Source organism: Parageobacillus galactosidasius (assembly GCF_002217735.1).
GTDB lineage: Bacteria > Bacillota > Bacilli > Bacillales > Anoxybacillaceae > Parageobacillus_B > Parageobacillus_B toebii.
In genome coordinates this window covers 1021648-1034754 of record NZ_NDYL01000002.1, presented here as the reverse complement: position 1 = coordinate 1034754, position 13107 = coordinate 1021648, and the positions used below count along the sequence as shown (strand labels likewise).

Sequence of the window (13107 nt, the reverse complement as noted above, 5' to 3'; positions counted from 1 at the left end):
CTCGGGCTGTTTGAGTGCTAACAGAGGTGATGAGCGTGTTAACGGATCGCCAATTGCTTATTTTACAAGTCATTATCGATGATTTTATTCGTTCGGGACAGCCTGTCGGTTCGCGGACGTTATCGAAAAAACATGAAATTGCTTTAAGTTCGGCGACAATCCGCAACGAAATGGCCGATTTGGAAGAACTTGGATACATCGAAAAAACGCATGTTTCATCAGGCAGGGTACCGTCGGAAAAAGGCTATCGTTATTATGTCGATCATTTGTTGTCCCCGCAACGTTTGACACAGGAAGATATTCAAAAAATCAAATCTATTTTTGCTGAGCGAATTTATGAACTAGAGAAAGTGGTCCAAAAATCAGCGCAAATTTTATCTGATTTAACGAATTATACATCGATTGCCCTTGGGCCAGCTGTGAAAGAGAATAAGTTAAAACGAATTCAAATTATTCCGCTCAATCAACAAACAGCTGTAGCCATTATTGTTACAGATACAGGACATGTGGAAAACCATGTGATTACCGTTCCTGCTTCTGTAAACCCTTCTGACCTCGAAAAAATGGTCAATATTTTAAACGAACGGTTAATCGGGGTTCCGCTTATAGATTTGAAAGATAAAATTTATAAAGAAGTGGCGGACGTTTTGCGAACGCATATTCATAACTATGACAGCATGTTGAAAACCATTGTAGATACGCTTGACATACCGCAAGAAGAAAAAATGTTCTTTGCCGGGACAACGAATATGTTAAACCAGCCTGAATTTAGCGATATTCAAAAAGTCCGTTCACTAATGAAAATGATTGAGCAGGAAAAAGATTTTTACCGGTTGTTGCGCAAACATAATCGAAAAGGAATTCAAGTAACGATCGGCCGGGAAAATCAATTAAGCGGAATGGAAAACTGCAGCCTCATTACCGCTACGTATTCGATTGGCAATGAACAGCTGGGGACGATCGCCATCCTTGGACCGACACGAATGGAATATTCACGCGTCATTACCATTTTAAATCGTGTCGCTTCTGACTTATCAACCGCATTGACAAAATGGTATCAAAACAATTAACAATGGTCATATTGGATAATGGATGGATTTGCACAATCCATCCTTTCCTTGTGACTATTTATACATAGAATAGGCCGCTTTAAAGGGAGGTGAAACCGATGGAAAAAGAACAGAAAGCAGCACAAGAACAGGCTACATACGAACAGGAACCGTTAAATACGGAACCGCAAGAGGAAAAAGTAGAGCAACATGAAGTAAATGAACATCAAGAGGAAATCGAAATAGAAGAGCAAGAAAAAGCACAAGAAGAGCAAAACGATGAATTGGCGGCGGCAAACGCAAAAATTGCTGAACTGGAAGCGAAAATAAAAGAAATGGAGAACCGCTATCTTCGTTTATACGCCGATTTTGAAAATTTCCGCCGTCGTACAAAAATAGAAATGGAAGCAGCTGAAAAATATCGCGCCCAAAGCTTGGTTAGCGATCTTTTGCCTGCTTTGGACAACTTTGAGCGTGCGTTAAAGATAGAGGCTGATAACGAACAAGCAAAATCGATTCTGCAAGGAATGGAAATGGTGTATCGCTCCGTGTTGGATGCGCTGAAAAAAGAAGGAGTAGAAGCGATCGAAGCGGTTGGCAAACCGTTTGATCCGAATTTGCATCAAGCCGTGATGCAAGTAGAAGACAGCAATTATGAGCCGAATACGGTTGTGGAAGAATTTCAGAAAGGTTATAAACTGAAAGATCGTGTCATTCGTCCAGCAATGGTAAAGGTAAGCCAATAAAGTAGTAGGAGGGTGATGTTTATGAGTAAAATTATCGGTATTGACTTAGGTACAACCAACTCATGCGTCGCTGTGCTAGAAGGCGGCGAACCAAAAGTAATTCCAAACCCAGAAGGAAACCGAACCACTCCTTCTGTTGTGGCGTTTAAAAACGGCGAACGTTTAGTCGGAGAAGTCGCCAAACGTCAGGCAATTACCAACCCAAACACCATCATTTCGATTAAACGCCATATGGGAACGGATTATAAGGTAGAAATTGAAGGGAAAAAATATACACCACAAGAAATTTCGGCAATTATTCTACAATACTTAAAATCATATGCAGAAGACTATTTAGGCGAACCAGTGACAAAAGCGGTAATTACCGTTCCGGCGTACTTTAACGATGCGCAACGCCAAGCGACAAAAGACGCAGGGCGCATCGCTGGATTGGAAGTAGAACGGATCATTAACGAGCCGACAGCAGCAGCGCTTGCGTACGGTTTGGATAAAGAAGAAGATCAAACGATCCTCGTTTACGACTTAGGCGGTGGTACGTTTGACGTATCGATCCTTGAACTTGGTGACGGGGTATTTGAAGTAAAAGCGACTGCCGGCGACAACCATCTTGGCGGCGACGATTTTGACCAAGTCATCATCGATTACTTAGTAGAGCAATTCAAACAAGAACACGGCATCGATTTATCTAAAGACAAAATGGCGGTGCAACGCCTTAAAGATGCTGCGGAAAAAGCGAAAAAAGAACTTTCCGGCGTAACGCAAACGCAAATTTCATTGCCGTTCATTAGCGCAAATGAAACGGGGCCATTACACTTAGAAACGACATTAACAAGAGCGAAATTTGAAGAGCTATCCGCCCATCTGGTTGAACGGACAATGGGACCGGTACGTCAAGCGTTGCAAGATGCGGGATTGACGCCTTCGGATATCGATAAAGTGATCCTTGTCGGCGGTTCGACGCGCATTCCAGCGGTACAAGAAGCGATTAAACGCGAGCTTGGAAAAGAGCCGCATAAAGGCGTTAACCCAGACGAAGTGGTAGCGATCGGCGCGGCGATTCAAGGCGGTGTCATTGCCGGTGAAGTAAAAGACGTCGTTCTTCTTGACGTAACGCCGCTATCGCTTGGAATTGAAACAATGGGTGGCGTGTTTACAAAATTAATTGAACGCAACACAACGATTCCAACAAGTAAATCACAAATTTTCACTACGGCAGCCGATAACCAAACAACGGTTGACATTCATGTGCTGCAAGGCGAACGTCCGATGGCTGCTGACAACAAAACGCTCGGCCGTTTCCAATTAACAGATATCCCACCTGCACCACGCGGCGTACCGCAAATCGAAGTAACGTTTGACATCGACGCCAACGGTATTGTCCATGTTCGCGCGAAAGATTTGGGCACAAATAAAGAACAATCCATTACGATTAAATCTTCATCCGGTCTTTCTGAAGAAGAGATTCAACGAATGATTAAAGAAGCAGAAGAAAACGCGGAGGCGGACAGAAAACGTAAAGAAGCGGCCGAACTTCGCAACGAAGCCGACCAATTAGTATTCACGACCGAAAAAACATTAAAAGAGGTAGAAGGAAAAGTAGACGAAGCAGAAGTGAAAAAAGCGCAAGAAGCAAAAGACGCGTTAAAAGCTGCGCTTGAGAAAAACGACATCGATGACATTCGCAAAAAGAAAGAAGCGCTTCAAGAAATCGTACAGCAGCTTTCCATTAAGCTATACGAACAAGCGGCAAAACAAGCACAAGCTCAGCAGCAGGCAGGAGCCGGCGGCGCTGAGAAAAAAGACGAAAATGTTGTCGATGCAGAATTCGAAGAAGTAAAAGACGACAAATAATAAATCTAAAAAAGTCAAAGTCAGGCCTGTCTTGGCTTTGACTTTTTTGCTAATAAGGAGATGCCGGTTAAATCTATTGCAATAAAAAAGAGATAAATGTAAAATAACCCTTATGTGAGTGAATCGGGAGTGGATGATCATCATGGCGAAACGAGATTATTACGAAATTCTCGGAGTGAGCAAAAACGCGACAAAAGAAGAGATTAAAAAAGCGTACCGAAAACTTTCGAAAAAGTATCATCCAGATATTAACAAAGAACCAGATGCGGCAGAAAAATTCAAAGAAATTAAAGAAGCGTATGAAGTATTAAGCGATGATCAAAAACGTGCGCATTACGATCAGTTTGGGCATGCGGATCCAAATCAAGGGTTCGGCGGGTTCCGCAGCGATGATTTTGACTTTGGCGGTTTCAGCGGCTTCGGTGGTTTCGAGGATATTTTCAGCACCTTTTTTGGCGGCGGCCGCCGGCGCGATCCAAATGCGCCAAGAGCTGGTGCCGATTTACAATATACGATGACATTAACATTTGAAGAGGCGGCATTCGGAAAAGAAACGGATATTGAAATTCCACGGGAAGAAACGTGTGACACATGCCATGGCACGGGAGCAAAACCGGGAACGAAAAAAGAAACATGTTCATATTGTCATGGAACAGGTCAAATCAGCACAGAGCAGTCCACACCGTTTGGCCGCATCGTTAATCGCCGCACATGCCCATATTGCGGCGGGACAGGGCAATATATCAAAGAAAAATGCACAACATGCGGCGGGACTGGCCGCGTGAAAAAACGGAAGAAAATCCATGTCAAAATCCCAGCTGGAATTGATGATGGACAACAATTGCGGGTCGCTGGCCAAGGAGAACCGGGAATTAACGGCGGACCTCCGGGAGATTTATATATCGTTTTCCATGTGGAGCCACATGAGTTTTTTGAGCGTGATGGCGATGATATTTACTGTGAAATACCGCTTACATTTGCTCAGGCTGCGCTCGGTGACGAAATCGAAGTGCCGACGCTTCATGGCAAAGTGAAGCTGAAAATACCAGCAGGCACTCAAACAGGAACAAAATTCCGCTTAAAAGGGAAAGGGGTGCCGAATGTACGCGGCTATGGCTATGGCGACCAACATGTGATTGTCCGCGTTGTGACGCCGACAAAACTGACAGAAAAACAAAAGCAATTATTGCGCGAATTTGATCAATTAGGCGGTTCAAGCATGCATCAAGGACCATACGGCCGCTTTTTTGACAAGGTAAAAAAAGCGTTTAAAGGGGAATCATGAATTTTATGAAATGGTCAGAAATTAGTATCCATACAACGCACGAGGCTGTGGAGGCGATTTCGAATATTTTGCACGAAGCAGGTGCTGGCGGGGTAGTCATTGAAGACCCTAATGATTTAATAAAGGAACGAGATGCTTCTTTCGGCGAAGTTTATGAATTAAATCCAGACGATTATCCGGAAGAAGGAGTAATTATTAAAGCATATTTACCGGTTAATAGCTTTCTTGGTGAAACAGTTGAGGCGATTAAACAGGCGATCAATAATTTATTATTGTATGATATTGATATTGGAAAAAATAAAATCACCATTAGCGAAGTGAATGAGGAAGAATGGGCAACCGCCTGGAAAAAATATTATAATCCTGTCAAAATATCAGAAAAATTTACGATCGTTCCAACATGGGAAACATATGAACCGGTGTCAAGCGATGAGTTAATTATTGAGCTGGACCCAGGCATGGCGTTTGGCACAGGAACACATCCAACGACAGTGATGTGTATCCAAGCGCTTGAAAAATATATGAAACCTGGTGATACAGTCATTGATGTCGGCACAGGTTCGGGAATTTTAAGCATTGCTGCGGCGATGCTCGGAGCAAAATCCGTCCGTGCACTTGATTTAGATCCGGTTGCTGTCGATAGCGCGAGACTAAATGTAAAATTAAATAAAGTGCAGCATATTGTTACCGTTTCTCAAAATAATTTACTCGATCATATTGAGGAACAAGCGAACGTAATTGTTGCGAATATTTTAGCAGAAATTATATTGCGCTTTGTCGATGATGCGTATCGTCTTCTTGAAAAGAACGGATATTTTATCACCTCGGGAATTATTCAGGCGAAAAAGCAAGAGGTAAAAGAAGGGTTAATGAAAGCAGGGTTTGCTATTGAGGAAACATTAGTGATGGAAGACTGGATTGCATTTATTGCAAGAAAAGCATGAAAAGAAGGTGTCGCTTTGCAACGGTATTTTGTTTCGGACGACCAAGTGAAAAACGACCGTCTTATTATTCAAGGGGATGATTATCATCATATTGTCCGTGTCATGCGTATGGAAAAAGGAAGCGAATTGATCTGTGTTCTTCCTAGCAATAAGGCAGTATTGTGCAAAATTGAACAAATTACCAATGAGCATGTGATCGTTCGTGTAGTAAAATGGATAGATGAACAAACAGAACTGCCGATTCAAATTTATATTGCTCACGGGCTGCCGAAAGGGGATAAACTGGAGTTTGTTATTCAGAAAGGAACGGAGCTTGGCGCTTCATCGTTTATCCCTTTTGTGGCGGCTCGCTCTATTGTTAAATGGGACGCAAAGAAAGCAAATAAAAAGCTGGAGCGTTGGAAAAAGATTGCAAAAGAAGCGGCGGAACAATCACATCGTGGAAAAATTCCTGATGTGCACGCGCCGATGACGATACACGAACTTATAGAATTTGCGAAGACGGTCGATTACCGGGTTTTTGCTTATGAGGAAGAAGCGAAGCAAGGAAACCATCAAACGCTCGCTGCCGTTTTTCAGCAAATGAAGCGCGGACATTCTCTTCTTGCCGTGTTTGGCCCGGAAGGAGGATTTTCCGATGAAGAAGTTGAGCTATTTAAACATCATGGCTTTTTTTCGTGTAGCCTTGGGCCGCGGATTTTACGGACAGAAACGGCGCCGCTTTATCTTTTGGCAGTTGCTTCGTATCAATTTGAACTACAGTGAGGTGAAAACGAATGCCAACAGTTGCATTTCATACGCTTGGATGTAAAGTAAACCATTATGAGACAGAAGCAATTTGGCAGTTGTTTAAAAAAGCCGGTTACGAACGTAAGGATTTTGACAGCCGTGCGGATGTATATGTCATCAATACATGTACAGTGACGAACACAGGCGATAAAAAAAGCCGGCAAGTCATTCGCCGCGCGATTCGAAGAAATCCAGACGCCGTTGTTTGTGTAACAGGATGTTACGCTCAAACATCCCCGGCGGAAGTGATGGCAATTCCGGGTGTGGACATTGTGATCGGTACGCAAGATCGTGGAAAATTTTGGAATATATCGAACGGTTCCAACGCGAACGCCAGCCGATTAACGGGGTCAGCAACATTATGAAAACGCGCGTATTTGAAGAAATGGACGTTCCGGAATTTACGGATAGAACACGCGCATCGTTAAAAATTCAAGAAGGCTGCAATAACTTCTGTACATTTTGCATCATTCCATGGGCGCGCGGGTTAATGCGTTCCCGTGATCCGAAAGAAGTTATTCGCCAGGCACAGCAGCTAGTCGATGCCGGTTATAAAGAAATTGTGTTAACGGGCATTCATACAGGCGGTTACGGCACCGATTTGAAAGACTATAGCTTCGCCGCGCTGCTCCGCGATTTGGATGAGCAAGTTGTCGGTTTAAAACGGCTCCGCATTTCGTCCATTGAAGCAAGCCAAATTACAGACGAAATTATCGAGGTGTTGCAACGTTCAGATAAAATTGTCCGTCATTTGCATATTCCGCTTCAATCCGGTTCGAATACGGTGTTAAAACGGATGCGCCGCAAATATACAGTCGAATTTTTTGCAGAGCGGCTTCAACGTTTGCGCGAAGTCTTCCCGGAACTTGCGATCACATCAGACGTGATCGTTGGTTTTCCTGGCGAGACGGAAGAAGAATTTATGGAAACATACCATTTTATTCGTGAACAACGTTTTTCCGAACTTCATGTCTTCCCGTATTCAAAACGGACAGGCACACCGGCAGCGCGTATGCCAAACCAAGTGGATGAAGAAGTAAAAAATGAACGCGTACACCGTTTAATTGCATTGTCCGACCAGCTTGCAAAAGAATATGCATCGCAGTTTGAAGGACAAGTGCTCGAAGTCATTCCGGAAGAACGAGATAAAGAAAACCCTGAAAGCGGGTTGTACATCGGGTATACGGACAACTATCTGAAAGTGAAATTCCCGGCTACGGAAGAAATGGTTGGGGAAATCGTAAAAGTGAAAATTACAAAAGCCGGATATCCGTATAATGAAGGGGAATTTGTCCGCGTTGTTACCGATGACATCCCACAATCCGTAAAATTAAGCTCATAACCCAGCTCGTGCAGCTGGGTTTTTGTTTACAATAAGAAAATTGTGTAAACTAGTTTTTTTGTTAAAATAATGGTATGATGATAGATGTCAGACTTCTATGCTGCTAATGAAAGGAGATTTGTTAAAATGGAAAATAACATTGCAAAAATGATTGATCATACGTTATTGAAAGCGGATGCAACAAAAGCGCAAATTGTGAAGCTATGCGAGGAGGCAAAACAATACGGGTTTGCTTCTGTTTGTGTCAATCCGACATGGGTGGCAACCGCTGCTGAACTATTAAAAGGCACGGACGTGAAAGTATGTACGGTGATCGGCTTCCCGCTCGGAGCGAACACACCGGAAACGAAAGCATTTGAAACAAAAAATGCAATTGAAAACGGGGCGGCGGAAGTCGATATGGTTATCAATGTCGGCGCGCTTAAAGATGGAAATGACGACCTTGTCGAACGCGATATTCGCGCCGTCGTCGATGTGGCAAAAGGGAAAGCGCTTGTGAAAGTGATTATTGAGGCGTGTCTGCTTACCGAAGAAGAAAAAGTGCGCGCTTGCCAGCTCGCCGTTAAAGCAGGTGCGGATTATGTGAAAACATCGACTGGATTTTCAACAGGTGGTGCTACGCCGGAAGATGTCGCACTTATGCGGAAAACGGTCGGACCAAACATCGGTGTGAAAGCTTCCGGCGGCGTCCGTGATATGCAAAGCGCAGAGGCGATGATTCAAGCGGGAGCGACGCGCATTGGGACAAGCTCCGGCGTATCGATCGTCGAAGGAAAAACGGCACGTTCTGATTATTAAGGACGCCGGCCGTGGAAAAATAATATAGCCGCTTCGATCCAGCGGGTAAATGGCAGCGCCGCCAGCGAACAAATAACATTAAACAGGACGCTGACATGGGCTAACTGTACATCCGGAGCAGAGCTAAGCTTTACAGCAGCAAAGGCAAGTGGATCGATCAGGAAATAAAAGATCATGACTCCGATAACATTAAACCATAAGTGAGTATAAGCGGTTAATTTCGCTTCATACGTTGAACCGATGCTTGCCAGAAGACCGGTTACACATGTGCCGATATTCGCGCCAAGCAAAATCGCAATGCCAGCTGGAAGTGTGAGAATATGTTCATTCAGAAATCCCATCGAAATCCCAATTGTTGCTGCGCTTGAATGAATAATGGCTGTAAGGATCATGCCGATCATGATTCCGATGAAAGGAGAATGATTCGTTTTTTGCAGCCATTCGTCAACAATGGGATATGTAGATAGCGGTTTTGCGAGTTGACTAAATCCATTCATGGCAAAAAATAAAGAAGCGAGTCCAACGAAGATCATGCCGATGCTATAAGCAGGTCGGTAATGCCCGAAAAACACGAGAATTGCCCCAATGAAAAGCATCGGAATAACGTTGTCTCCAAGGTCAAGAGTCATAATTTCTGTTGTGATCGTAGAGCCGATGTTGCTCCCTAAAATAATACCGATGGATTGTCGAAATGTAAAATAGCCGGTAGAGACGAGGCCAACTGTAATGACCATCACTGCGGTACTGCTTTGCAACAATGCGGTAATAATCGTTCCGGTAAGAAATCCTTGTAAAGGAGTGTTTGTAAAGCGCAGTAACCATTGTTTCAAGCGGTGACCGGATAAAGCATAAAGCCCTGCTTTCATCATGAACATACCGAGAAGGAAAATGCCGGTATAAACGGAAAACCAAATTATTAGCTGTACCACTTGTCCTTTCCCCCTTTCATCATATGTGTATGGGAAGGAAAGGAAGACGATGACAGTTTTTTTATTGACCTGTTAGGCAGCCATGTATTATAATTGACGAGTACACGCATAGTATAAAATGTAATGGTTGTTGCTCGGAGGGAGGGAAGTAGGATGTCAAAAACAATCGTTCGTAAAAACGAATCCATTGACGACGCTCTTCGTCGCTTCAAACGTGCCGTTTCGAAAACGGGTACATTGCAAGAAGTAAGAAAGCGTGAATTTTATGAAAAGCCAAGCGTCAGACGGAAGAAAAAGTCTGAGGCGGCTAGAAAGCGCAAGTATTAAAAGAGGGTGTATATATGAGTCTTCTTAATCGTTTAAATGACGATATGAAGCAGGCAATGAAAAACAAAGAAAAAGATAAACTCTCCGTTCTTCGGATGTTAAAAGCGGCGTTGCAAAATGAAGCGATTAAACTAGGAAAAAGCGAATTATCAGAAGACGAAGAGCTAACCGTTCTTTCTCGTGAATTAAAACAGCGTAAAGACTCCCTCCAGGAATTTGAAAACGCTGGTCGTGCGGACCTTGTTGAAAAAACAAAGGCAGAAATCGAAATTGTTCAATTATATATGCCGAAACCATTGACAGAGGAAGAACTTCTAGAAATTGTCAAACAGACGATTGCAGAAGTAGGAGCTTCTTCCAAAGCAGATATGGGTAAAGTGATGGGAGCGATCATGCCAAAAGTAAAAGGAAAAGCGGATGGCTCTCTCGTCAATAGGCTTGTTCAACAGCAACTTTCACAATAATGACAAACGGGTGTTCCGATTCAATCGGGCACCCGTTGTTTTTGCCGTTTGGGAACAACAAGTGGTGCTATAACCCCCTTTCTTCTCATACATATGAGATGAAAGGGGGTTCTTTTTATGGTGAAAAAATGGCGACAGCATATGAGAAGATGGCTTACAGATAAATTGGAGCTTCCCGCCGACATAGTGATGGACCTTCCCCGAATTACGATGGTTGGGCAAATACATATTTATATCGAAAATCATCGTGGTTTACTGACGTTTAGTGATAAAGAACTGCGCCTGCTCTTAGAGCAAGGGCAGCTTCTTGTTCGCGGTGAAAATTTTGTTATTAAGATGATTTTGCCAGAAGAAATTTTACTCGAAGGAAAAATAAACCAAGTGATTTATATAGATGAATAACGTTTCATAGGAGGAAATACGATGAAAAACCAATGGATGAACTTATTGGTAGGTAGCGTAAGGGTGAAAGCGCAAGGAAAAGGGGTAGAACGATTGATTAATGCGTGTGTGCGCAACGATATTGCGATTTGGAATGTAAAAAAGCATGGCGATCATATTGCGACGTTTTTTATTTTACTAAAGGATGTCAGACGATTGCGCGTTGTCGCCCGCAAAAGTGATTGTAAACTTTATTTTGTTGGAAAAGCGGGATTTCCGTTTTTTCTAAAAAAAATGCTAACGAACTCAGGATTTTTAGTCGGAGTATGCTTCTTTTTTGTTATCGTTTTTTTCCTTTCAAATATGGTATGGGGAATAGAAATTAAAGGCGCAAAACCGGAGACGGAATACCGCATATTGAAAGAACTAAAACAAATGGGAGTGGAAAAAGGAGCATTGCAATTTCTCATCGATGATCCGGAAACGATTCAAAAGAAATTGACCGATCGTATGGATGTCGTTACATGGATCGGTGTGGAACTTAAAGGGACGACACTTTATTTTCAAGTTGTGGAGAAAAATCAACCGAAAGAGCCTGAAAAAATTGGTGTTCGCCATTTAGTGGCGAAAAAAAAGGCGGTTATTACGGACATGTTTGTTGAAGAAGGGCAATCACTTGTTTCGGTGAACGATCATGTGACAAAAGGGCAGTTATTAGTATCTGGAATCATTGGGAAGGAAGGGCAAACAAAACTTGTGCCAGCGCGAGGAAAAATTTTTGGCGAAACATGGTACAAGTCTACCGTTGTTCTACCGCTTCATGCAAAGTTCGGAGTATTAACGGGAAAATATATGGAAAAACATTATATAGCGATGAAAAATATTTCCATTCCGATATGGGGATTTCAAAAGCCTGCATTTCACTATTATGAAATAGATCAACAGAAAAGGCCGCTCCGCTTTTGGAAATGGGACTTGCCTATTTATTATGAACGCGTCATCTTTCGGGAAAAGGAGGAAGTAGAGCGCAACTATACATGGGAAGAAGCGTTCGCAAAAGCAAAGGAACTTGCTCGCGAGGAATTAAAGGCAAAATTGCCGGAAGATGCATCGATTAAAGGAGAAAAAGTTTTGCATCAGACGAAAGAGAATGGTAAAGTAAGGGTAGAATTGCATTATCAAGTGATTGAAAATATCGCAATACCACAACCAATAGTTCAAGGAGATTGAGAATGTCAGAGGAGTTTGTAACAATCAGTCAGCAATTAGAAAATGCGAACGAAGCGATTGCACTTTTCGGCATTCATGATGCCCATCTAAAACGGATGGAACAAGAATTGGGAGTGTCCATTGTAACACGAGGAGAATCGGTGAGCGTTTCTGGCACCCCCGAACAAGTACAGCTTGTTGATGACCTGCTGCGCCACTTGTTGATCATTGTCCGGAAAGGCATTTCCATTAGTGAACGAGATGTGATGTATGCGATTCAATTAGCGAAAAAAGGAGCGCTCGACTATTTAATTAATTTGTACGAGGAAGAAATCACAAAAAACGCCAAAGGAAAATCCATTCGTGTAAAAACGTTAGGACAGCGCCATTATGTTACCGCCATTAAACAGCATGATCTTGTTTTCGGAATAGGACCTGCCGGAACAGGAAAAACGTATTTGGCGGTGGTGATGGCTGTCCGTGCGTTAAAAAACGGTCAAGTGAAGCGTATTATTTTAACTCGCCCGGCGGTAGAAGCAGGAGAAAGTTTAGGATTTTTACCGGGAGATTTAAAAGAAAAGGTGGATCCATATTTGCGCCCTCTTTACGATGCGCTGCATGATGTATTGGGAGTAGACCATACGCAGCGGTTAATTGAACGAGGAACGATTGAAATCGCGCCGCTAGCATATATGCGGGGGAGAACGCTCGAAGATGCTTTCGTCATTTTAGATGAAGCACAAAATACGACACCGGCACAGATGAAAATGTTTCTAACAAGATTAGGCTTTGGCTCCAAAATGGTCATTACCGGTGATATTTCGCAAGTCGATTTGCCAAAAGGCGTGAAATCAGGACTTGCCGTCGCAAAAGAAATATTGACGGCGGTCAGCGGTGTATCCTTTGTCTTTCTAGAACAAACAGATGTTGTGCGTCATCCGCTAGTGGCTAAAATTATTGAAGCGTATGATGAAGCTGGCATATAGAGAGAAG

General features: G+C 43.0%; 13 protein-coding genes and 1 pseudogene. 13 read left to right on the top strand and 1 reads right to left on the bottom strand.

Annotated features, from left to right (window positions below):
* Nucleotides 1-35 precede the first annotated feature (35 nt).
* The 8 genes and pseudogenes from hrcA (at nt 36) to deoC (ending at nt 8804) form a co-directional block, all read left to right on the top strand.
* Nucleotides 36-1070: a heat-inducible transcriptional repressor HrcA gene (gene hrcA, locus B9L23_RS14825; RefSeq protein WP_062752958.1), complete on the top strand. Its 1035-nt coding sequence runs from the start codon at nt 36-38 to the stop codon at nt 1068-1070.
* Between the two features lie 98 nt (nt 1071-1168).
* Nucleotides 1169-1795 (top strand): nucleotide exchange factor GrpE, encoded by a 627-nt coding sequence (gene grpE, locus B9L23_RS14820; RefSeq protein ID WP_062752957.1) that lies wholly within the window; start codon nt 1169-1171, stop codon nt 1793-1795.
* 21 nt (nt 1796-1816) lie between these two features.
* On the top strand, nt 1817-3646 hold the full coding sequence (gene dnaK / locus B9L23_RS14815) for a molecular chaperone DnaK (RefSeq protein WP_062752956.1): 1830 nt from the start codon (nt 1817-1819) through the stop codon (nt 3644-3646).
* A 142-nt stretch (nt 3647-3788) separates the two neighbouring features.
* Nucleotides 3789-4931 carry a molecular chaperone DnaJ gene (gene dnaJ, locus B9L23_RS14810; RefSeq protein ID WP_015864546.1) on the top strand — a complete coding sequence of 381 codons (1143 nt, stop codon included), beginning with the start codon at nt 3789-3791 and terminating at the stop codon, nt 4929-4931.
* Between the two features lie 5 nt (nt 4932-4936).
* The gene (gene prmA, locus B9L23_RS14805; RefSeq protein WP_041269945.1) at nt 4937-5875 is read left to right on the top strand and encodes a 50S ribosomal protein L11 methyltransferase; all 939 of its coding nucleotides are present in this window, start codon (nt 4937-4939) and stop codon (nt 5873-5875) included.
* 15 nt (nt 5876-5890) lie between these two features.
* Entirely contained in the window at nt 5891-6640 is a 750-nt protein-coding gene (locus tag B9L23_RS14800; protein WP_015864544.1) for a 16S rRNA (uracil(1498)-N(3))-methyltransferase, read from the top strand.
* 11 nt (nt 6641-6651) lie between these two features.
* Nucleotides 6652-8006 (top strand): annotated as a pseudogene (gene mtaB / locus B9L23_RS14795) (tRNA (N(6)-L-threonylcarbamoyladenosine(37)-C(2))-methylthiotransferase MtaB).
* Nucleotides 8007-8132: 126 nt separating this feature from the next.
* Nucleotides 8133-8804 carry a deoxyribose-phosphate aldolase gene (gene deoC, locus B9L23_RS14790; RefSeq protein ID WP_062752954.1) on the top strand — a complete coding sequence of 224 codons (672 nt, stop codon included), beginning with the start codon at nt 8133-8135 and terminating at the stop codon, nt 8802-8804.
* Here deoC and B9L23_RS14785 read toward each other — a convergent pair.
* Nucleotides 8801-9733 (bottom strand): Na/Pi symporter, encoded by a 933-nt coding sequence (locus B9L23_RS14785; protein ID WP_062752952.1) that lies wholly within the window; start codon nt 9731-9733, stop codon nt 8801-8803. The two genes, deoC and B9L23_RS14785, sit on opposite strands and share 4 nt — an antisense overlap.
* Nucleotides 9734-9886: 153 nt before the next feature.
* On the opposite strand from B9L23_RS14785, the gene rpsU reads away from it, so the two are divergent.
* From rpsU to B9L23_RS14760, 5 genes are all read left to right on the top strand, one after another.
* A complete protein-coding gene (rpsU, locus tag B9L23_RS14780; protein WP_015864540.1) occupies nt 9887-10060 on the top strand; it encodes a 30S ribosomal protein S21 in 174 nt (57 codons plus the stop codon).
* A 14-nt stretch (nt 10061-10074) separates the two neighbouring features.
* Nucleotides 10075-10524 carry a GatB/YqeY domain-containing protein gene (locus B9L23_RS14775; RefSeq protein WP_015864539.1) on the top strand — a complete coding sequence of 150 codons (450 nt, stop codon included), beginning with the start codon at nt 10075-10077 and terminating at the stop codon, nt 10522-10524.
* A gap of 117 nt (nt 10525-10641) precedes the next feature.
* The gene (yqfC, locus tag B9L23_RS14770; RefSeq protein WP_015864538.1) at nt 10642-10926 is read left to right on the top strand and encodes a sporulation protein YqfC; all 285 of its coding nucleotides are present in this window, start codon (nt 10642-10644) and stop codon (nt 10924-10926) included.
* A 21-nt stretch (nt 10927-10947) separates the two neighbouring features.
* Nucleotides 10948-12135, top strand: coding sequence for a sporulation protein YqfD (gene yqfD / locus B9L23_RS14765; protein ID WP_015864537.1), 1188 nt, complete (start codon nt 10948-10950; stop codon nt 12133-12135).
* Between the two features lie 2 nt (nt 12136-12137).
* Entirely contained in the window at nt 12138-13100 is a 963-nt protein-coding gene (locus B9L23_RS14760; RefSeq protein WP_015864536.1) for a PhoH family protein, read from the top strand.
* Nucleotides 13101-13107: the final 7 nt, after the last annotated feature.